Origin of the sequence: Piscibacillus halophilus (assembly GCF_900110685.1) — a bacterium.
Taxonomy (GTDB): domain Bacteria; phylum Bacillota; class Bacilli; order Bacillales; family Alkalibacillaceae; genus Piscibacillus; species Piscibacillus halophilus.
This window is the reverse complement of sequence record NZ_FOES01000041.1, coordinates 1-21,731: the sequence shown is the minus strand read 5'-3', so window position 1 is coordinate 21,731 and position 21,731 is coordinate 1. Positions and strand designations below refer to the sequence as shown.

At 35.9% G+C, this 21,731-nt stretch carries 22 protein-coding genes and 2 pseudogenes; 19 read left to right on the top strand and 5 right to left on the bottom strand.

Annotated features, from left to right (window positions below):
* Positions 1 to 397: 397 nt before the first annotated feature.
* From rlmD to BMY57_RS13435, 3 genes are all read left to right on the top strand, one after another.
* Positions 398 to 1,831 (top strand): 23S rRNA (uracil(1939)-C(5))-methyltransferase RlmD, encoded by a 1,434-nt coding sequence (gene rlmD, locus BMY57_RS13445; RefSeq protein ID WP_091775356.1) that lies wholly within the window; start codon positions 398 to 400, stop codon positions 1,829 to 1,831.
* 142 nt (positions 1,832 to 1,973) lie between these two features.
* The gene (locus tag BMY57_RS13440) at positions 1,974 to 2,954 is read left to right on the top strand and encodes a tRNA dihydrouridine synthase (protein WP_091775358.1); all 981 of its coding nucleotides are present in this window, start codon (positions 1,974 to 1,976) and stop codon (positions 2,952 to 2,954) included.
* A gap of 200 nt (positions 2,955 to 3,154) precedes the next feature.
* Positions 3,155 to 3,676 carry a class I SAM-dependent methyltransferase gene (locus BMY57_RS13435; protein WP_091775353.1) on the top strand — a complete coding sequence of 174 codons (522 nt, stop codon included), beginning with the start codon at positions 3,155 to 3,157 and terminating at the stop codon, positions 3,674 to 3,676.
* Positions 3,677 to 3,838: 162 nt separating this feature from the next.
* Here BMY57_RS13435 and BMY57_RS13430 read toward each other — a convergent pair whose 3' ends face one another.
* Positions 3,839 to 4,741, bottom strand: coding sequence for a LysR family transcriptional regulator (locus BMY57_RS13430; RefSeq protein ID WP_091775351.1), 903 nt, complete (start codon positions 4,739 to 4,741; stop codon positions 3,839 to 3,841).
* A 124-nt stretch (positions 4,742 to 4,865) separates the two neighbouring features.
* Here BMY57_RS13430 and BMY57_RS13425 point away from each other — a divergent pair, with 124 nt between their 5' ends.
* A complete protein-coding gene (locus BMY57_RS13425) occupies positions 4,866 to 5,420 on the top strand; it encodes a flavodoxin family protein (protein ID WP_091775349.1) in 555 nt (184 codons plus the stop codon).
* Between the two features lie 284 nt (positions 5,421 to 5,704).
* Here the strand turns inward: BMY57_RS13425 and BMY57_RS16205 are convergent.
* A pseudogene (locus BMY57_RS16205) lies at positions 5,705 to 5,863 on the bottom strand (GyrI-like domain-containing protein); the annotation flags it as partial.
* Positions 5,864 to 5,875: 12 nt separating this feature from the next.
* Complete coding sequence (locus BMY57_RS13420; protein ID WP_218143551.1) at positions 5,876 to 6,562, bottom strand: AraC family transcriptional regulator; 687 nt, start codon at positions 6,560 to 6,562, stop codon at positions 5,876 to 5,878.
* 178 nt (positions 6,563 to 6,740) lie between these two features.
* Here BMY57_RS13420 and BMY57_RS16495 point away from each other — a divergent pair, with 178 nt between their 5' ends.
* The 9 genes from BMY57_RS16495 (at position 6,741) to BMY57_RS13380 (ending at position 14,948) form a co-directional block, all read left to right on the top strand.
* The gene (locus tag BMY57_RS16495) at positions 6,741 to 6,785 is read left to right on the top strand and encodes an erythromycin resistance leader peptide (RefSeq protein ID WP_142301762.1); all 45 of its coding nucleotides are present in this window, start codon (positions 6,741 to 6,743) and stop codon (positions 6,783 to 6,785) included.
* 367 nt (positions 6,786 to 7,152) lie between these two features.
* A complete protein-coding gene (locus BMY57_RS13415; RefSeq protein WP_091775346.1) occupies positions 7,153 to 8,601 on the top strand; it encodes an Msr family ABC-F type ribosomal protection protein in 1,449 nt (482 codons plus the stop codon).
* Between the two features lie 129 nt (positions 8,602 to 8,730).
* On the top strand, positions 8,731 to 9,159 hold the full coding sequence (locus BMY57_RS13410) for a hypothetical protein (protein ID WP_256205312.1): 429 nt from the start codon (positions 8,731 to 8,733) through the stop codon (positions 9,157 to 9,159).
* 121 nt (positions 9,160 to 9,280) lie between these two features.
* Positions 9,281 to 10,378 carry a sensor histidine kinase gene (locus BMY57_RS13405; RefSeq protein WP_091775342.1) on the top strand — a complete coding sequence of 366 codons (1,098 nt, stop codon included), beginning with the start codon at positions 9,281 to 9,283 and terminating at the stop codon, positions 10,376 to 10,378.
* Complete coding sequence (locus tag BMY57_RS13400; protein ID WP_091775339.1) at positions 10,356 to 11,039, top strand: response regulator transcription factor; 684 nt, start codon at positions 10,356 to 10,358, stop codon at positions 11,037 to 11,039. The genes BMY57_RS13405 and BMY57_RS13400 overlap by 23 nt, the downstream gene beginning before the upstream one ends.
* Before the next feature lie 362 nt (positions 11,040 to 11,401).
* Positions 11,402 to 12,418, top strand: a complete 1,017-nt coding sequence (locus tag BMY57_RS13395; protein WP_091775337.1) for an EmtA family 23S rRNA (guanine(2470)) methyltransferase — start codon at positions 11,402 to 11,404, stop codon at positions 12,416 to 12,418.
* Positions 12,419 to 12,542: 124 nt separating this feature from the next.
* Entirely contained in the window at positions 12,543 to 12,947 is a 405-nt protein-coding gene (locus BMY57_RS13390; protein WP_091775334.1) for a DUF6220 domain-containing protein, read from the top strand.
* A 1-nt stretch (position 12,948) separates the two neighbouring features.
* Complete coding sequence (locus BMY57_RS13385; protein ID WP_091775332.1) at positions 12,949 to 13,140, top strand: DUF5957 family protein; 192 nt, start codon at positions 12,949 to 12,951, stop codon at positions 13,138 to 13,140.
* A gap of 155 nt (positions 13,141 to 13,295) precedes the next feature.
* A complete protein-coding gene (locus BMY57_RS13380; RefSeq protein ID WP_091775329.1) occupies positions 13,296 to 14,948 on the top strand; it encodes a metal ABC transporter solute-binding protein, Zn/Mn family in 1,653 nt (550 codons plus the stop codon).
* 60 nt (positions 14,949 to 15,008) lie between these two features.
* Here the strand turns inward: BMY57_RS13380 and BMY57_RS13375 are convergent, their stop codons facing one another.
* Positions 15,009 to 15,725, bottom strand: coding sequence for a polysaccharide deacetylase family protein (locus tag BMY57_RS13375; RefSeq protein WP_091775327.1), 717 nt, complete (start codon positions 15,723 to 15,725; stop codon positions 15,009 to 15,011).
* A gap of 126 nt (positions 15,726 to 15,851) precedes the next feature.
* Here BMY57_RS13375 and BMY57_RS13370 point away from each other — a divergent pair, with 126 nt between their 5' ends.
* From BMY57_RS13370 to BMY57_RS13345, 6 genes are all read left to right on the top strand, one after another.
* A complete protein-coding gene (locus tag BMY57_RS13370; RefSeq protein ID WP_091775325.1) occupies positions 15,852 to 16,349 on the top strand; it encodes an SRPBCC family protein in 498 nt (165 codons plus the stop codon).
* 133 nt (positions 16,350 to 16,482) lie between these two features.
* Positions 16,483 to 16,935 carry an 8-oxo-dGTP diphosphatase gene (locus BMY57_RS13365; RefSeq protein WP_091775323.1) on the top strand — a complete coding sequence of 151 codons (453 nt, stop codon included), beginning with the start codon at positions 16,483 to 16,485 and terminating at the stop codon, positions 16,933 to 16,935.
* 231 nt (positions 16,936 to 17,166) lie between these two features.
* Positions 17,167 to 18,675 (top strand): sodium/proline symporter PutP, encoded by a 1,509-nt coding sequence (gene putP, locus BMY57_RS13360; RefSeq protein WP_091775320.1) that lies wholly within the window; start codon positions 17,167 to 17,169, stop codon positions 18,673 to 18,675.
* A gap of 135 nt (positions 18,676 to 18,810) precedes the next feature.
* Complete coding sequence (locus BMY57_RS13355) at positions 18,811 to 19,443, top strand: hypothetical protein (protein WP_091775317.1); 633 nt, start codon at positions 18,811 to 18,813, stop codon at positions 19,441 to 19,443.
* A gap of 178 nt (positions 19,444 to 19,621) precedes the next feature.
* Positions 19,622 to 20,155 carry a cupin domain-containing protein gene (locus tag BMY57_RS13350; protein WP_091775314.1) on the top strand — a complete coding sequence of 178 codons (534 nt, stop codon included), beginning with the start codon at positions 19,622 to 19,624 and terminating at the stop codon, positions 20,153 to 20,155.
* Positions 20,156 to 20,352: 197 nt separating this feature from the next.
* Complete coding sequence (locus BMY57_RS13345; protein ID WP_091775311.1) at positions 20,353 to 20,844, top strand: DinB family protein; 492 nt, start codon at positions 20,353 to 20,355, stop codon at positions 20,842 to 20,844.
* A 732-nt stretch (positions 20,845 to 21,576) separates the two neighbouring features.
* Here BMY57_RS13345 and BMY57_RS16320 read toward each other — a convergent pair.
* Positions 21,577 to 21,731 (bottom strand): annotated as a pseudogene (locus BMY57_RS16320) (IS256 family transposase); the annotation flags it as partial.

Genomic DNA, 21,731 nt, shown 5'->3' with positions numbered 1-21,731 from the left:
ACCAATGGGTTAGACGTAGGATTAGACAAATTATTTGGAAGCGATGGAAAAAGGTTAAAACAAGATATAAAAGTCTTGTTCAGCTTAAAATACCAAAACAAAAAGCTTGGGAATGGGCTAATACAAGGAAGGGATATTGGTGCATAGCATGTAGCCATATACTTCACAGAGCTATTAACAATAAAATTCTCGAGAAAGCTGGTCTAAAAGACTTGAACCAACTTCTCGAGAAAGCACACTCAAACTATTGAACCGCCGTATACGGAACCGTACGTACGGTGGTGTGAGAGGTCGGAGGTTAATCACCTCCTCCTACTCGATTTACGTATATTTTACTCAAAGCATTGGGTAGCTTATAATAGAGTGTCAAACATTGAAGAAAAGTTGGTAGATCTAAATGTCTAAACGTAAAAATAATGGGTCTAAAAAAAGACCTCATAAACCTAATCAACAAGTTAAAAAACAAAATAGACCAAACACATCGGGCAACCAAGGCGGAGGTAAGAAAAGTACAATAGTTGAAGTCACTTGTCAGGGTCTTACTAATGAAGGTAAAGGAATTATTCAATGGGATGGGAAGCAACTAGAAGTCGAACAGTTACTTCCTGGGGAAACGGCTGAAGTGGCCATTTATAAAAAAGGCCGTTTTTTCAATGCGGAGCTGAAACGACTGATTCAAACGTCAGGTGATCGGGTTCAACCACCATTTAAGGATCACGAGAGTGGTGGTTGTCAGATTCAACATATGAAATATGAGGCACAAGCACGTTTCAAACAAAAGGTTGTCGATGATCTGATGAAGCCTTTTGGTAAGCCAAACCCTATCATAACGATGGACCATCCATATGATTACCGAAATAAAAATGTGATGACATTTGGTTTGAATAAAAAGCGACAAATCATTAGCGGACTTTACGCACCCAATTCGCATCGAATCATCCCAATGAAGGGTTCCATTATTCATGACCCGAAAGCAGATGAAATTATCCAAACAGTCACGGAATTAGCTAAGTCATTTAAACTACAACCTTATAACGAAGATACTGGTCAAGGCTTTTTACGACACGTGATGGTAAAGGTCGGTAAAAAAAGTGGAGAGATTATGGTCGTCATAGTGGCAGCTAATCCGATGTTTAAGGGTAAGAAAAACTTCGTGAAAGCATTAAGAAAAGAGCACCCAGAAATCTCAACAATTCTGCTGAACATTAACAACAGAAACGACAGCATGGTGCTTGGCGATCAAGAAAAAGTTTTATTTGGCAAAGGAACTATCACAGACACGCTATGTGGCTTGGAGTTCGAAATCTCAGCGAAGTCCTTTTATCAAATTAACCCAGTCCAAACCGAAAAACTTTATAACGAGGCCATTGAGATGGCGGAACTCACTGGCAAGGAAAAAGTGGTGGATGCTTACTGCGGGATTGGTACCATTGGCCTTGTCGCAAGTAAAGCAGCTGGAAAGGTTATAGGTGTCGAGCTAAATAAAGACGCGGTTCGGGATGCGATTCGAAACTCTAAGCGTAACAATATACAGAATGCACGATTCTATCAAGCTGATGCTGGCGAGTACATGTCTCAACTAGCAGCACAAGGTGAGCATATAGATGTCGTCTTTTTAGATCCACCTCGAAGTGGTAGTGACGAAGCATTCTTATCTAGTTTAGTAAAACTAAAACCGTCTCGCGTCGTGTACATCTCCTGTAACCCTGAGACGCAAGCGCGTGACTTAAAGTACTTAGTGAAAAAAGGGTATGAAGTTAAAAGAATGCAACCTGTGGATATGTTCCCTCAGACAAGCCATATAGAGTCGATCGCACTTTTAACGAGATAAGCATAAGCTTTTGCATATTTTTCTAGTTGAATTTCCTTGCACTTTTTGCTTATTGCTATTACATTATATAATGGCTGAATGATTACACAAATGATTGAGAAGATATATAGTCATGATTTGTAAGGAAAGGGTTCGAAATATGATGAAAGAAAATTTTTGGCATGAGCTACCCAAACCATTTTTTGTGCTTGCGCCAATGGAAGCTGTGACAGACGTTGTGTTTCGTCATGTCATAAGTGAAGCGGCTAGACCAGATGTGTTCTTTACAGAGTTTACGAATACCGAAAGTTATTGCCATCCAGAAGGGCGAAATAGCTTGCGTGGGCGTTTAACGTATACAGAAGACGAACAACCAATTGTGGCTCATATTTGGGGAGATAAACCTAAATACTTCCGTGAAATGAGTATTGGGATGGCAGAAATGGGCTATCGTGGAATAGATATTAACATGGGTTGTCCTGCACCAAATGTGGCAACGAAAGGAAAAGGTTGTGGATTGATTCGCCGTCCAGATGTTGCTGCTGATATTATCCAGGCAGCCAAAGCTGGTGGTCTACCTGTCAGTGTTAAAACAAGACTTGGTTATTCAAGAGTGGATGAATGGTACGATTGGTTGAAACATTTGTTTGAACAGGATATTGTTAACCTTTCGATCCATCTTCGAACGAAAAAGGAAATGAGTAACGTTTCTGCGCATTGGGAGCTAATCCCCGAGATTAAGAAGCTTCGAGACGAAGTAGCACCTCAAACATTGCTGACTATCAACGGTGATATCCCTGATCGTCAGAAAGGGCTTGAACTCGTCGATCAATATGGTGTTGATGGCGTTATGATCGGGAGAGGAGTTTTTCATAATCCTTTTGCGTTTGAAAAAGAGAAGAAAGAGCACACCAGTGAGGAATTGCTCGATCTTCTTAGACTACAGCTCGATCTTCATGACAAGTATTCAGAAGAGCTGGAACCACGTGTCTTTAAACCACTTCGCCGATTCTTCAAAATATACGTTAAAGGATTCCGAGGGGCGAGTGAGTTAAGAAACAAACTGATGAGCACAGAGTCGACAGACGAAGTGCGCGAATTGCTAGATGCTTATACGAGTCATAAAGATCAACCAGTTAGTTAATCAAAAAATAAAGAGTTAATGGATATAAGTGAAGAAAGGCAGATGATTCTGTCTTTCTTTTTTTGTTCCCACTAATAAAAATGAATGATTATCCATTATGTGTTAAGCTAAAATAAATCAGAAAATTTTGTGATTGTTTTATTGAGTCGTATTAATACTGGCCGCATGGCCGGACTCCTGATACAGAGAAGAGGGATTGGATGAATCGGCAAAGGTTAATTCATAAGTTTGATAAACAGGCAAAAAAATATGATGAACGACGAAATAATGATTTTGCTTATAAGTATCGTAAAAGGATTTTTCAAGAAGCAGAAGGAAAGGTTCTGGAAGTTGCCATTGGTTCTGGACTTAATTTTCCTTTCTATAGTAGGGACGTTAAACTGACAGGATTGGATTTTAGTCAGGAAATGTTGAAAGTAGCACAGAATGCAGCCAAAAATTTTCCTTTTGAAGCGACATTTATGAAAGATGATGTTGAATCGATTGAATTTAACGCAAACAGTTTTGATACGATTGTGTCTTCGGCAAGTTTATGTGCCTATCAAGAACCAGTCAACGTGCTAAATAATTTTCAGAAATGGTGTAAGCCAGAAGGGAAAATACTTTTGTTGGAGCATGGAATTAGTACAAACAAAACAGTAGCATGGTTGCAAAAATTCTTGGATCCTTTAGCACTAAAGCTAGTAGGGTGTCCAGAACAGACATATTTCCGAACTTGTTAAAAAATCTAATTTAAAACTCATTAGGGAAGAACGTTACTTGGCTGGTTATTTATATCTAATATGGGCTAAGCCATAATTTATCATTAAAAATCTATAAACTAAGGTAACGAAAAGAACTGTAGACACATTCTTTTCGTTGACAATCAATTATGTGAACTTGAATTAATTTAGTTGATGATCTTTCAAAGTCCGTCGAGTTAACTCTATAAAAGATTGCAAAGGAATGGTCAGTTGTTTATCTTTATGCCAAGCAATCTGAGTGAAAAAGGGAGGAACGGTTTGCTCCCATTTGAGTTCTTTCATCCTGCCAGCCTCAAGATCTCGTTCTACTACCATGGCTGGTAATAAAGCTACTCCTAGTTCCGCCATTACACATTGTTTGATCGCTTCTATACTTACAAATTCAAACTTATTAGAAGGAAAAACATCAGCTTCTCGTAAAGCCTCTTCTAAAATCGTACGATAAGAGCATCCTTGATCGGTTAAAAGTAAGGTTTCATGTTCCAAGTTTTTAGTGGAGACTTTAGCTTTACTGGCTAAGGGATGCTTGGGTGAAGCGACAAGCTTCATATCATCCTGAATAAGAGTTTCCATAGTTAGTGAGTCACTTGGTTTAACCACATCCATGATGAAAGCAACATCAAGATTTCCTTTCAGTAATTGTTCTTTAGCCATTTCATCAGAATGAGCAGGTTTAAAAACCAGTTTGACATTAGGAAACTGATGTTTAAATTCTTTGAGTAATGGTGGAAGACGGTATGTACATTGGCTTTCCTGCGCTCCAATGACAAGAGTTCCTGAAGGCTCTTGAATCCCACTGGTTACCAATTTTGCTTCCTCTGAAAGTGTGATCATTTTCTCTGCATAATCTTTAAATTGCCTTCCGGATTCAGTTAAATATAATTTCTTCCCTAATCGCTCAAATAATTTCGTGTCAAGTTCTTTTTCAAGGGATTTAATTTGTGCTGTTACACTTGATTGAGCAAAGTTGAGGATCTTTGCTGTTTCTGTGAAGTTTAAATTCTCAGCGGCGATTTTAAAAGTAATCAGTTGTTTAATCTCCAATGAAGCCACCTCCATCAATCGAAATTTTTGATTGTTTTAATCGAAATAATCATCTTTATTGATTTATTATTCCATTATAAGATATGAGTAACCAAACAACAAATTAACAAAAGGAGCGAAAAGGATGAAAGTTGGAGTTATTTATGGAGGAACCAGAACAAACGGTAATACGGAGACTTTAACCGAACAGGTTATTCAAGATTTACCTGTGGAGAAAATATATTTAAAGGATTATGACATTAAACCAATTGAAGATCAGCGACATGACCCAAGTGGATTTAAGGAAGTAGAGGATGATTATAACGATGTGATTGATCGAGTCCTAAGTTATGACATTCTCATTTTCGCAACACCTATTTATTGGTTTAGCATGTCTGGCACCATGAAATTATTTATTGATCGCTGGTCACAAACATTAAAAGATCCTAATTATCCTGGTTTTAAAGGTGTCATGTCTTCTAAAAAAGCTTATGTCATTGCGGTAGGTGGAGATAACCCATTAATAAAAGGACTGCCTATGATTGAACAGTTTCAGCACATTTTTAATTTTATAGGAATTTCCTTTGAAGGATATGTGCTTGGGAAAGGGAATCAACCTGGTGAAATTCAACAAGATGAACAAGCATTGGCTGTTGCGAATCAAATTCATAGTACTTTAAAACAACAAGTTAATAAATGACTATTGAAATAGTTAGTGGGAATTAAGCGGTGGGCATTTTCTTAGAAGAAAAATGTTTTCTTTTTGTCGTTTGCAAATTGAAGTGGAGTTTTCGCAAATAAAGATGTTATTTTTCCAAATAGGCTATTACGACTTACAACTAAAATCTAGATTCATCCAAGTAAAACCTTCAATCTCGCAAATTGAAGACCTTTTTTTCCAAATGACTAATCAAAATTTCCAAATAAGGTTGCGCACGATAAAACGGACTTATAGATTAATCATCCATAAGTCCGTTTAACTTATTATTTACTTTTTTTAACGATGGGAACCCAGATTTCATGGATGTTTTCTTGATTACTTAGTATTTCAGGGCCGCCTTGATGCTCAAATTCAGAAGAAGGGAACCATTCTTGATATATTCTTTCCCAGGTTTCTTGAACATTCAACCAATCACCTTCAACCTCGAAAACTGCCTATTGAGTTTTAGGTACTTCTAATAGATCATAAGGTGATTCAATCTCTTTGGTGGTTGCTACTCCAAAATAATAATCGATAGACCCATTTTTATCAGTGTCTGGCATCTCTTCATAGTTAATAACAATATGAGAGATGCCGTTCGGATCGATGTTGTTATATTGTTTTAATTCATTTAATGTTTCCTTATCGACATTTTTCCATAATCGATTGACCTCTGGATCCACATCATTCTCATAGACCCTCATTTTCTTTTTAATGCCAATGATCTTAAATGCTTCCTTATCAATTAATTTAACATTCATTTCTTCTACTCCTTTGACAATGATTTGGAAGGTCATTTTCGGATATGATTTTAAAAGTTGATAGTCTTGTTTTGCTGCTGACGGTTTCACACCATGAATATCGTGGAAAGCTCGTGCAAAGGAATTCGGGGAAGTATACCCATAATCCATAGCAAGGTCTATAATGCGTTTATTCGTATGCTTTAATTCGATGGCTGCTAAAGTCATTCGACGTCTTCTAATATAAAGAGAAAGTGGTACACCTGCTAAAGTTGAAAACATGCGTTTAAAATGAAATTCAGAGCACTGAGCTAGTTGAGAAACTTTTTGATAATCAATGTTTTCCTTCAAATGATCTTCAATGTATTCGATGGCTGCATTCATATTCTGTAATGAACTCATTCCGATGACCTCCTTTGACTTCATCATAAAATAGAAAAAGACATGAATCTTAACTATCTGTGCCTAAAAATGTGTGGTTCATCTATAACTCTAGATTTAAAAGTGCTGTTGACACATATTTAATAAGGTGTATATAATACTTTTATATATTTTAAACGTTAAGGAGGATTATTAAAAAGTGACGCATGCTATGAGACTACGATTCCCAACTTTGAACCAGTAATTAAATATGGTCCAATGACTCTGTCTGTGAAACAGAGTATATGGGAGTAGTCTGTCCTTTTTTAATAATCTTCATTTCAAATACTATGATTTCATGTGAAGAAAGGCGGATCATTCTGTCTTTCTTTATTTTTTTATTTGCCCATTTATGAAGGGTTATTTGTGATAAGAAATCTATTTGGTCGGATTGTCATATTCCTTTTACTTAAATCACAGACAGAGGTCTGTGATTTTTTTGTTTTAATAGATAGGGGGAATTTTGATGATGATGTTACTTTTCTTTTGATACGAGTTTTGTTTATTAAACAAAACTCGTATCGATCCTAGCTATCGATACGAAATGATTACGATTTCGGGAGGTAGCCAAGATGGAAAAAATCTGTTTTGAATTAGAAAATGTTGAAGTAAATTATTTGGATAAAGAAATATTGAAGATTGACCGATTAGCTATACACCAATTTGATCGTATAGGGATTGTTGGGAAAAATGGGGCTGGTAAAAGTACTTTAATAAAGTTGCTTGCAGGTGAAGTTCAACCGACAAATGGCCATGTTGAAACTCATGTAGGTTTTGGTTATTTTGAACAAGTGGACGCTCCGGGTAACTATGAAGCAGATCCGAAGTTATTAGGAAAATTAAATATACAAAACGAAGTTAAAAGTGGTGGGGAACAAACAAGATTGAAACTTGCCCAATTATTGACGGATTATCACGAAGCCTTATTAATTGATGAACCAACGACACATTTAGATCAAGATGGGATTTTATATTTGCTAGATGAATTGCGTTATTACTATGGTGCCTTAGTGTTGATTAGTCATGACCGAACTGTACTAGATGAACTCGTCACAACCATTTGGGAAGTGAATGAAGGTCAGGTCAATGTCTATTCGGGAAATTACAGTGACTATGTAGCACAAAAACAGTTAGAGCGTGAACAACAAAATCAAGCTCATGAACAATATTTGAAAGAAAAGAGTCGACTTGAAAAAGCGGCTCAAGAAAAAATGCAAAAGGCTAGTAAAATTGCCAAAGCATCATCCATGTCAAAAAAGGAATCGAAGGCTAAAGCTAATCGAATGTTTGAAACGAAATCTAAAGGTACTGGCCAAAAGGCTTTACAACGCGCAGCCAAGTCAATTGAACATCGCATGGAAAAACTTCAGGAAGTAGAGGCTGTACAAGAAGATAGGCCAATAAAATTTCATCAATCAAAAGCTCTTGAATTGCATAACAAAGTGCCGATATTTGCGGATCGTCTAACTCTTCGTATAGAGGAAAAAGTGTTACTAAGCGAAGTCAGTTTTCAAATTCCCTTAGGTAAAAAAATAGCGATCACAGGAATCAATGGTAGCGGGAAAAGCACGTTACTACAGTATATCGTGAATCGGGGATCTGGCTTAACGATATCTCCAAAGGCTAAGATGGGTTATTTCCAACAAATGAGCTATCAATTTAATAGTGATGAAACGGTCCTTCAATTTTTGAAGAATCGCTCTGAGTATGATGAAGGATTCCTAAGAAGTGTTTTACATTCTATGATGTTTGTTGGAACAGATCTACAAAAAAGCGTCAGCTCATTAAGTGGAGGAGAAGCGACTCGTCTTCAACTTTGTAAACTTTTCTTAGGTGAATATAATATTTTACTATTAGATGAGCCGACTAATTTCTTAGATATCAAGGCAATTGAAGCGTTAGAACGTTTTATCACTTCCTATAAAGGAACTATTCTATTTGTATCACATGATCAAACGTTTATACAGAACGTTGCCGATTTACAATTTCATATTTCTGATCAAAAGTTTATTCAAAAGTGATTATAAAAAATTGAGCTGTTTAGGCAGCTCAATTTTTTTAGATTTAATAAAAATTTAAGAAATTAGTAAGAGCCACTTTAGAAGTGCTTTGTATGATGTATTCAGAAATGAAATGAGGAGGTCACCATGATGAATAAAAAATTAGATTTACCTTTAAATACACTTATTCTGCTAGCGCTGTTAGGTCTTCCACGTGTGGTTGCTCATGACTTGAGATGGATAGAGCCTGAGAGTTTAATCAATACGTTACTTGCAATTATTCCGCCTATTATCTGGATCCTTGTCGTACTATCAAAATCCAATCGCCCATTTATGCCTCTATTAATAATCGGGATGATCTATGGATTAATATTAGGCGTTACTCATCAACTATTGTGGACTACGGTCTTTGATACTCCACCGACTTTAGGAGGTAATCTAAAAGATATCCCACCTTTAGTAAATAGTATGGTTACAAGAACTTTTGCCTTTATAAGCAGCATTACGACTGGAGTGGTAATTGGAGTCATTGTTGCCTTAATAGGTACAGCTTTAAATTATTTCAAGACAATACGGTAAATAATTTTAATAATAGGCTAATTAATAGGCTGCATGGGTTTAGCAGTCTATTTTCTTATGATTTGGATAAACAATATATAGTAATATGAATTTAACGAATTAAAATTGGGCGGTGAGAAAGATGACAATTAAGAAACGATTACTATTATCTAACATCGCAATGGTGGTCATTCCAGTAATTGGATTTCTAATGATTGAAATTATGATGAGTTATTTAATATTGTTTGTTTTTGACGGGGAAATTAGTCTGTTTTTATCATTAAGATTTATCAGTTTGTTGATCGTGCTTATTGTGACCAATGGTTTATTAACTTACTTTGTTGCGAAGAGTATTATTAAACCCATTCAACAATTATCTAATGGCGCACAAGAAATCACAAAAGGAAATCTCGATTTCTCAATAGAAGTTAAAGGAAAAGATGAAATTAGTGAACTAGCAGAGACTTTTGAAAAGATGCGTCAACAATTAAAAGAAACCGAAGAGTTAAATGAACGATATGAACAGAATCGAAAAGAACTCATCGCCAGCATATCACATGATTTAAAAACACCCATTACCTCGATCAAAGGTTATGTTAATGGAATACGTGATGGGGTGGCTAATACACCAGAAAAAATGAATAAGTATATTGAAACCATTTCTGCAAAATCAAATGAGCTGGATCATTTAATTGATGAACTGTTTATGTATTCTAAACTTAACTTAAATAAAATTCCTTTTCATTATGAAAAAATGGATTTAAAAGCATACCTAGAAGATTATGTGGATGAGTTGCGTTTTGATATACAAGAAAGAGGAGGTACTGTCCATTTTCAAATAGAGGAAGGTACGGATTATATAGTAGAAGCGGACCGCGAAAAGATCAATCGCGTTATGTCAAATGTGATTGACAATAGCTTGAAATATATGGATAAGGAAGAACCCCAAATTGAGGTTACTCTTAAAAGTGATCAAAGCCAGGTGACGGTTGAAATCAAAGATAATGGAAGTGGGATTAGTGAAGAATCCCTTAAACAAATATTTGATCAATTTTATCGTACCGATGAATCGAGAAACTCTTCTACTGGTGGAAGCGGAATCGGTTTGGCGATCGTTAAACAAATCATCGAAAATCATGGTGGTAACGTTTGGGCAGAAAGCAAAGAAGGAATTGGGACGAGTGTTTATTTGACCCTCCCAAAAGTAGGTGAACATGATGAAGAAAATACTCATTATTGAAGATGAAAAAAGTATCGCGGAATTAGAACGAGATTATCTTGAAGTGAATGGCTTTGAGAGTAAATTGGTGTCTACAGGTGATGAGGGATTAAGAAAAGCAACAACCGAGGATTTTGATTTAATATTACTGGACCTTATGTTGCCTGGCATAGATGGATTTGAGTTATGTAAAGAAATTCGGAAAGTGAAGGATATACCGATTCTGATGGTGACGGCTAGAAAAGAAGACATTGATATTATTCGTGGATTTGATCGAGGAGCAGATGATTATATCGAAAAACCATTTAATCCGAATGAATTAGTCGCACGGGTTAAAGCCCATTTGGCGAGGTATGACCGTCTTGTTAAACGGAATGAACCCAAAAAAGAGATTCGTGTCAGAGGATTGTATATAGATCAAGAATCCAGAAGAGTTTATATCAATGGTGAAGAGAAGGTTTTTACTGTTAAAGAATTTGATTTACTTACTTTATTAGCGTCGAATCCCAATCGAGTCTTTAGTAAGGAGCATTTGTTTGAACGAATCTGGGGAATTGACTCGATGGGCGATATTTCAACCGTGACCGTACATGTAAGGAAAATAAGAGAAAAAATTGAATTAGATCCATCTAACCCTGAATTTATCGAGACCATTTGGGGAGTTGGGTATCGGTTTAAATAGTATATAGTTCAATGATTGAATTTTTAAATCCGATGTTTTAAGATAGTAGTGATATTAAATGAACGGAGGTATTCTAATCATGATGATGGCAGTGTTCTTGACAGTTATTCGATAATTACCAATCGAATAACCATGATACTTGGAAAAGCCCCCCTTCTAGAATGGGGTTAATTTGTTGTGCCATTTTCAAGTGTCAGTAGTCAATGAACTTAATCATCATAATGCCGTTGAATACTACTGTCTTCACTTACGTGTCAAAACAGTTTATTAAATAAGTTTAGGAGAAGTCGTGATGAAACTTAAGTTAGTTCATTACGGCTTTTTTTGTGCTTAAACGGCGTTCAAAAAATGGAGGCGTTAGTATGACTCTTTATTTTGCGAGCGTATTGCCTGGATTAGAATACGTTTTATCAGATGAAATTAACAACAAGGTGACTGATTCTGAAATAATTGAAATAAATAGAGGGAAAGTTTTCTTTACCACAGCTAAGACTTTTACATGCTTAAGTTCTTTAAGGTCGGCAGATAACTTGTTTCAAGTCATAGATCAATTTCAAATTGGTCCACATAAAAAGCACTTATCTCACGTAAGTGAGCGCATATCTCAGTTGGATTTGGATTTTATTGATCATAATGATTTATTTTGGGTAAATGCAAGCCGTAAAGGAAAACAAACTTATAGTCGTTTTGAAGCAGCAAAAAAAGTAATGGAAGGGATTAATAATCATTACCCTGATTGGAATATTGGAACCTCTCAAAATCATCAGGTGGAATTCAGACTCGATATTGAACATCAACATGTGATATTTTCACTTCGGCTTACAGATGCGACGTTTCGTTTTCGCGGTCAGACACGACGGTTCTCGCGTGCATCATTACTTCCTACCGTGGCTCATGCGATGGTGCACTTGTCAGATCCAAAATCAACAGATGTTTTCGTAGACCCATGTTGTGGTTCAGGTACCATTTTGTCTGAACGAGCCACATACTCTGCAAAACGGATCGTTGGTGGAGATGTTTCTGGTGACGTCACTAAGGTTGCTAAGAGTAACATTGATGATACGAAGGCGCAAATTAATGTTTGGGATGCACGAGAATTGCCTTTATCTAATGGTTGTGTCGATAAAATTGTAACCAATCTACCATTTGGAAGACAAATATCACCTGACGAGGATTTAAAATTGTTCAATCATCATATTATGAATGAAATTTGTAGAGTTTTAAAGCCTACAGGAAGGGCCGTTATTTTGTCCGAAAGTGTTAATCAATTGTTAGGGGAAGCAAAACGATTAGGTCTTTTATGTTTGGAATCTTATTCATTGAGTTTGAAAGGTTTGAATCCCACATTGTTTGTGTTTGAAAAACAAGATGAACTTTAAAGGAAGTAGTTTGGTAGAGTCTCTCAACTTTTAGAATTACTTAATAATTTTTTAAGGATTTTAAAAGAGTTTATTTAGAAATAAGTTTTATTCTAAATTTAGCAAAGAGAGGAGTTGTTATTTTATGAGAGAATCATTATCTAATATAAACAAAGTTGGGAGATTTATTTTTTTCGTTTTGTTATGTTTATTTTTCTTATCGGTTATTATTCAATTTTTCTTGGCAGGAATGGCTGTTTTTGTTAGTCCAGCTAATTGGATGAAACATACCTTTTTTGTTCACTTATTCGGATTTAATATTCCGGTACTTTTGCTTCTATTTGCTTTCGTAGGCAGACTTCCTAATTGGGCGTATTGGGGGATCTTTGGTCTATTCATAACGGTGTTTGGTATGTATATTACCGCAAATTTTAACCCGTTGTTAGGTGCTATTCACCCGATCGTCGGTATTGTGATGATATTGATTTCCTATCACTTACTAAAGAAAAACGTAGAGTTAATATTTTTGAAAAGAGAAGGTGATAATTAAAATGAACATATTTATAGCCATTTTGATTGGACTCATTGGTGGTTTTATTATAGGCATCGCATTATCAAGCTTTATTGGAATCATAGGGATGATGCTATTTAATGAACCACTTGGAGTTAAATACTTGCCATATTATACCGCGTTTCTGTGCGCCATTATTTTACCTATTTGGGGATATAAAAGTAGGACATAAAGAAGGTCAGACCTTGAATTCGTTTAAATTAGGATTTATTTGGACTCAAGGTCATTTTTTTGGAATAAAATAAATCGTAATCATTACTATTTACAAATCGTAATGATTACGATATAGTATTAGTGTTCAAAAATTTGGTAAAAGGGGAATGATATATGAGATTGGTTCAAACAGTTGTGACGTTCTTATTAATAGGTATATTCGTAGTAGGTTGTTCAGCTAAAGAGGCTTCTAATAGTAACGAAGATTCAGAGCTTACGATTTATACCTCTATTTATCCGTTTCAATTCGCAGTAGAACAAATTGCGGGGGATACTGTAACGGTAAACACCGTCTATCCACCTGGTGCGGATGCTCATACATACGAGCCAACATCGCAGGATATGATTGAACTATCAGAGAGTGATGCGTTTATTTATTTAGGAGCAGGAATGGAAGGTTTTTCTGAGAATATTGCAAGTACTCTTGACTCAGAAGATGTAAAATTAATTGAAATGGGACAATACGATGAGCTTTTCAATGGGGAAAAAAGTCACGAAGAACATGATCATCATGCTGTGGAAGATGATCACGCTCAAAAAGTTGAAATTGTAGGTTTGTCAGGTCATTATCATACAGGTGATTCTATTAATCTGACAGCAAAAATTGATGAGTCTATTGATTATGACCATTTACACTGGTTTACATTAAATCCAGAGGAAGAAGAATGGATGGTTGTAGATGGTCAAACTTCAGATGAGTTTGAAGGAGAAGCAGAAGTTAATGGCCAACAAATAAAAGCAGAGCTATATGGGGAAGATCATGAAGTTGTGGCAAAATCAGAACCCATCACCATTGAAATCGATGATCATGGAGACGAAGAGCATTCACATGAAGAGGGTCACGACCACGATCATGGAGACGAAGAGCATGCACACGAAGAGGATCATGACCATGATCATGGAGAGGAAGAACATGCACACGAAGAGGGTCACAACCATGATCATGAAGGTGAGCAAAGTGATCGTCCTATAGAAATAGATGGTGTGTTAGGTCATTATCATACAGGTGATGCTATTAATCTGACAGCAAGAATTGAAGAGTCTATCGATTATGATCATTTACACTGGTTTATTTTAAATCCAGAGGAAGAAGAATGGATTGTTGTGGATGGTCAAACTTCAGATGAGTTTGAAGGGGAAGCTGAGGTTAACGATCAGCAAATAAAAGTTGAACTTTATGGGAAAGATCATGAAGTTGTAGGAGAATCAGAGCCGGTCACAATCGAAATCGATGATCATGAAGGAGATTATAATCCACACTTTTGGATTGATCCACTACGTATGATTCAAGCTGCTGATATCATAAAAGATGAGCTTATTAAAATGAATCCAGAACAAGAAGAGATGTATAATGAGAATTTTGAAGAATTAAAAGAACAATTAACAGATTTAGATGATCAATATTTAGACGTACTCTCAACCAAAGAGAATAAAGCTATTATTGTGTCACATGCGGCTTTTGGGTACTGGGAAGAACGCTACGGAATTAACCAAATTAATATAAACGGCCTTTCATCAGCTGAAGAGCCGTCTCAAAAACAGTTAATCGAAATTATTAATCAGTCTAAGGAACATAATATAGATTACGTTCTGTTTGAACAAAACAGTTCTAATCGTTTGTCGGAAGTAGTTCGAAAAGAGATTGAAGCAGAACCATTAACTATTCATAATCTATCGGTATTAACAGAAGAAGACATTGATCAAGGTGAAGATTATATTTCATTAATGGAATATAATCTGGAGATTCTTGACCAAATAACTAAATAGACAAATCTGGACTAATTCAAAAACGCCCTAGGCAAGCTAATGCTAGGGCGTTTAGTTATTTTATTGCTTCTTAATATCCAACAGTTCACTCACCGTTACAAATGAATAACCTTCTTCTTTTAATGAAGTAATGATTGGTTCTACTGCTTCTAGAGAATCCTTCCGCCATTCATTCATGACATGTAATAAAATAATTGAACCAGGCTCGATGTTCTCAGCTACATGTTCTGCCATCATTTGTGGACTCTTTGCCATTTCAGGGTCCGTATCAGGTTCAATATTCCACATGATAGCTTCACGATCCTGGTTGGACAAATAAAGTGGTAACATTACTAACTTCCTTCCATATGGAGGACGAAAGGTGATATCCCCCTCATAACCAGCCTCACGAATCAATTCATCTGTTTTTTCAATTTCATCTTGAATAAAGGAATAAGATTTAAAGATCATTCGAGAGTGTGTATAAGAGTGGTTACCAATTTCATGCCCTTCTTCCACTATTAATTTTGTGTCTTCAAAATGATTTTCCATCTCTTCCCCTATTAAGTAAAACGTTCCTTTTACATCGTGATCCCTTAAAATGTCTAAGATCTGATCAGTATATACACCGGGACCGTCATCAAATGTCAATGCTACTACTTTTTCTTCGGTTTCAACGTCAGAAACTAATTCTCCAAATAATTGAAAGGTCCTATGTTTCGAAAATTCATTAACGAGATAGACCACGCTGATGATTAAAATAACAGCAATACTAGTGACTATTAAAATTTTTTTCATAGTTCCTCCCATAATATAATTTTGTTATGTACATAATACTATAAGATTTAGGTATAGAGTAAAGGGTTTTAACTAATGTTATACTGAATTTTATAATTAAAGGTTAGACAAGAAAGGAATGTTATAATGCCCAATCAATCCACTATTACGTTAACAATTGGAAAGTCATTTAATGTCGGTCCAGAAAAAGTTTTTGAAGCATGGGTTACCCCAGATTTAATGAAGAAGTGGTTGTTTACAACGGAGCCGACCAACCAAGTCGCCAAAAGTGACCCTCATGTCGGTGGTCAATGGGAAATTGTTGATCATAGGGAAGGTAAAGATTACAGAGCGATTGGTAAATACCTTGAACTACAATCACCTAATCGTATGGTAAAAACATTTAAGATGCCTCAGTTTAGTGAATCAGAAGATACCATAACAGTTGAGATAGAATCGACTGAAGAAGGGGCCGAAATGACGTTTGAACAAAAAATTATCGTTCCTCATGAGAAAGAATGGAGCAAAGAGGACATTGAAAAGGCATGCCAGGAGTATCATGATCAATCAAAAATTGGTTGGAATATGATGTTTGATGGTTTGAAGCAATTAGTTGAAACAGGAACAATTCACTATCCTTCTTAAACGGGTAGTGGATTTTTTTTGATATTACAAAGGGGAATGCTATCTGATTCTCTTGGGGAGAACTTTGATTATTCAAGTAAGCGCTTTAAATATGATAATATTTTAATAGAGAAGATTTAAGGGAGTCGATTTGATGGGGAGAAATGAAAAAGCTGTTTTGACCAATATGTGTATGGTGTATAATGGAGACTTCATTCTAGTTCAAGATCGCGTAAATAAAAACTGGCCGGGAATAACTTTTCCGGGGGGACATATAGAAAAGGGCGAATCATTTGCTGAGTCAGTCATTAGAGAAGTCTATGAGGAAACAGGACTTGTGATTAAGAACCCGACTTTGTGTGGGGTTAAGCAGTTTCAGACAAGCGAAAGCGAACGTTATATCGTACTATTTTATAAAACGGATCAGTACGAAGGTGAGTTAAAAGCTTCTGAAGAAGGAGAAGTTTTTTGGGTGAAAAAAGATGAACTCCATCATTATCCATTAGCAAATGATTTTGAAGATATGTTTAAAGTCTTTGAATCTGATGACTTAAGTGAGTTTTTCTACGAACAAACCGGTAGTGAGTGGGAAGTTAAACTCTTCTAACTTACATTTTTCGTCATACCAAATACCTACGTGAATACATTAGACTAGGACGGAAATTTGAATCTTCGGAATTTTAGTGTAAAATTAAAAAATAGTCACATCAATCGAAGGAGGAAGGTAAATGGATGAATTTAGTCTTTCATTTGGTACATGGTTCTGGTTATTTGTACCAATGTCGTTAGTCGTCATTTTGTCATTAATTTCAATGCTGAAGGAGCGTGGCAATAAGTAATGGATACTTCGACTTTAGTCACTTTTATTATTTACATAGTTGGTATGTTAGTCCTTGGACTAGTAGGTTACAGGCTGACTAGCAACCTTTCAGACTACTTTTTGGGTGGCCGTAAACTAGGTCCGGCCGTGGCCGCGTTAAGTGCTGGGGCTTCTGATATGAGTAGTTGGTTAATACTTGGCCTTCCTGGTGCTATTTACATAGCAGGATTGGCTGAGGCTTGGATAGCAGTTGGTTTAACCATCGGTGCTTATTTAAATTGGCAGTTTGTCGCCAAACGTTTACGAATTTATACGGAAGTTTCGAATAATGCCATTACCATTCCCGACTTTTTCGAGCAACGTTTTAGAGACAATTCTCGTTCTCTACGTATTGCATCGGCAGCAGTTATTCTATTATTCTTTACGTTCTATACAGCTTCAGGGCTTGTAGGTGGAGCAAAATTATTTAGTAGTAGTTTTGGTTTATCGACTACTAGTGCCTTAATCATTGGTAGTATTGTTATCATTGGCTATACATTCCTTGGTGGTTTTATTGCGGTAAGTTGGACTGATTTTATCCAAGGTTTATTAATGTTTTTAGCTTTAATAGTTTTACCATTCTTAGCGATCCAAAATGCTGGTGGTTGGAATGAAACAATTAATGTGGTCGGTAATTTAACAGATGGAGAACACCTTCAAATGATTCAAGGTGTTGGAACGATTGGTATTATTTCATCGCTTGCTTGGGGACTTGGTTATTTTGGTCAGCCACATATTTTAGCAAGGTTCATGGCGCTTCGATCATCTAAAGATGTTCCGACGGCTCGTTTTATTGGTATGACATGGATGGTATTATCACTATTTGGTGCTATTTTTGTAGGGATCGCAGGTTATGCGTATCTCGCAACGGCAGATGTATCTGCTGAATTAGCTGAGCGTGGCATTGAAATGTCAGGTGGAGTTTTAGAAGACCAAGAAACGGTTTTCCTTGCATTGACTCAGTTATTAACTCACCCAATAGTTGCAGGTATTTTATTAGCAGCCATTCTAGCAGCGATTATGAGTACAGTAGATTCACAGCTTCTTGTATCATCTTCAGCTGTTGCAGAAGACTTTTATAAAGGTTTCATTAGAAAAAATGCTTCGAATAAAGAATTAGTATGGGTAGCACGTCTATCTGTTGTTGTAATCGCTTTACTTGCGTTATTGATTGCAACAGTCAATGAGTCACTCGTACTTGAGCTAGTAGCTTATGCTTGGGCAGGATTTGGTGCAGCCTTTGGACCAATCATTTTACTTTCGTTGTTCTGGAAGCGAATGACTCGAAATGGTGCTTTATTCGGGATTATTACTGGTGCAGTGACGGTTGTAGTTTGGGCTGAATTTGTGCCAAGTGATTTGTATGAATTAGTACCAGGCTTTATATTAGCAGCACTTGTTGCTATTGTAGTTAGTTTATTAGGGCAAGCGCCTTCTCAAGAAATTCAAGACGAATTTGACAAAGCGCGCGATATTGCAAATTCATAATACGATTAAAAGAAGTTAGATCCGGATTTATTCCAGATCTAACTTCTTTTTTTAGATTGATGAGTAGAAAGTTAAATTAAGCTAAATGAGAGTAAAGTGTTCATAGAGGATAGTATTATTTCTAGGAGCTGGATTATGGACCTTATTTTATATTATGGATGGACAATCTTTATTCTCATTGAAGTCGCGTCATTTTTAACTTTAATTTTATTTGGTATAACAATATATTACTTAGGGAAAAGGCGATTAAGTATGATCTTTATCGTTTTATTCTTAATTTTAACGGCAATTGAAGTATGTCTAGGAGTGCTTGTTTATAAATCAACAGGTAAGTTCACTTCCTACCAATTAATTTTAATTGTTTTTGTGTTATATGCTTGTACATTTGGAATCTATGACTTTATTAAAATAGACTATTGGCTGAGCGATAAGATAAGTAAATGGCGTTCCATCCCCCTTGTAAATAAGGACGAAAAACGATGGATTAAGCTCCAAGACCATGATGAAGCTGCGAAAATTTACCGGGTTAAGAGCTTAGTGCATTTATTGGTCTTTATGGCTATTCAAGCACTTTTTTGGTGGATGGGGGCTCAAAGTATTGACGGGATAGCAGGTTATATTAGAGATTTTTCTTGGGTTTTGAATGGATATGAACATTCACCATATCCTGATGAAACGTTGTATCAACTTAGCGTGATTTGGTGTTTGATATTTGTGGTCGACATGTTTTATTCGTGGTCGTATACATTTTTTCCAGAAAAAGAATAGGCTTTTTTTGCATTTAAGTGACGTTTTTCTTTATTTAGAGCTTATTTTTCTACGTTTAAAAATCCTTTTTCTTTATTAATAAATTCTCATTTTTATATCGTACTTCAACTAATCACGTTTATTTAGGCTGTTGCATAAGATAATGTGAGATGTTTGACTGTATGAAAGGAGAAGACCTATGTACCCATATCCTAATGGTCATTGGAACCAACCAATTTATTTTTGGGGCTATAACGAAAATAATTGGAATCAAGTTAATCAGGGCGTACCAGTTATTCAAGGTGCATATCAAAGTGGAAGGATAGACTTCGGATCGAATCCGTTTGTTGTAGATATTGAAAAAGCGACTACACAAAATAACTATTTCCGCCGTACCTTATGGACAGGTGACCATTTACAAGTTACTTTAATGAGCATTGAAGTTGGTGAAGATATTGGCTTAGAAGTGCACCCGAATACAGATCAATTTTTACGTATTGAAGATGGTCAAGGACTTGTCATGATGGGGGATCATGAGAATTACCTGGACTTTCAGCAACCTGTTTATCAAGATGATGCCATTATGGTGCCTGCAGGTAAGTATCATAACTTAATCAATACGGGTCCCACCCCCTTAAGGCTGTATTCCATTTATGCTCCACCCGAACATCCATATGGAACTGTCCATGAGACAAAAGAGGTTGCCGTGAAGGCAGAAGATCATCATGATTGAATAAGATAAAAATTATTTTTAGCGACGTTAAACTTTATTAGGCTTATTAAAGAGAGACTATTTGAAATGTGTTTCATATTACTAGCATTAATTCAGAAAGGGGTTAATGCTTTTTTTGTTGAACTTATAGAATGTCGGGTTTGAAAAGTGTTATCAATTTTGTTACTAGTAAACTAAAAATTATATGAGGTGGGCCAATGAATTTTAACTTGAATGAGTCAATCGAAATTTTATCGAATACACCTAAAACGCTTAATGCTTTAACGAGTGAATTATCTGATGGGTGGCTTCAATCTCATGAAGGTGAGGGGACTTGGAATATCATTGAGGTGTTAGAACATTTAATTGAAGCAGACCAGATGAACTGGATCCCACGGCTGGAACATATTTTATCTGAAGGTGATGTAAAACCCTTTCCACCATTTGATCGATTTGCCCATTTACATAAATCGTATCGACCTTTAAATGTTATGTTGAGTGAATTTGAAAAAGTGAGGCAAGAAAACATTAGTAGATTGAAAGAGTTAGTGAGGGATTCATCCCAATATGATTTAAAGGGATATCATCCGAACTTTGGCGAGGTTAAAGTTAGAGAGCTAGTTTCAACTTGGGTCGTCCATGATTTTACTCATATTTCTCAAATCGTCAGGATCATGGCTGAAAGGTACCGTGAAGATGTAGGTCCATAGGTTGAATATTTAGGAGTTTTAAAGCAAGATAATTAACAATACAAGAGAGAAAGCAAGGGAAAGAATGTTGAACGTAAGACCCTTGACACAAGGAAGGAGGAGAGGTTTACTTAGCACATCAAATTCTTCCCAAGATTCGGTTGAACGTCAGGCTAGTGTTTTTTAGCCATCCACATTGCAAGAAAATGAATAATTTGAAGTTAAGAAATCTTTTTCAACTATTGGGGTGCCTCCTATTTCGTAACATCGATCACTTGCTAGATTAATTTCTTTATAATTAAAGTAAGATTGTGTTCCATATAAAAATATTACCATCAAAAAAGACAAGGTTCCAATCGCTATCAACACTTTTGTTCGAGTCTTCATTATATATTTACCCCCGTCCAATATATTAAGTCTAACACATTCCCTATAATGTATTTTCCTTTTAAATGTTTTATTTTACCATAATTTTAAAATAAGACAAAACTTCCTTATAAAAAACAACAATCTTTACGAAAACAGCCTTATTATTTAAATCGATTCAATCGATGGGAGTGTCAATAATTTTGTGTAAATGACACTAAGCCCTTTTGTAAGAATTAAGCTAGTTATTTATTATAAACGACCTTGCAGGTCGGACTGTGACTTTCTTCTTCAGTTACTAACCCCATAGCTGGTTCTCACCAAGGGTCAAGCGTATTTGGCTTGATGCTTGGTGAGAACCAGCTAAACTTCCAAAACTGAAGAAGATTAAGTTTCGATAGCTTCAAACATTTTAAGTAGTTCTGGTTTAGCTTTTTCAAACCCTCTATGACATCGCATACTATGTTTTTCAATATAATGATGGAATTGCGTGACTAAATAACGTTTGAGCGATTCCTCATTCGGAAATTGCTCTTTGGCTT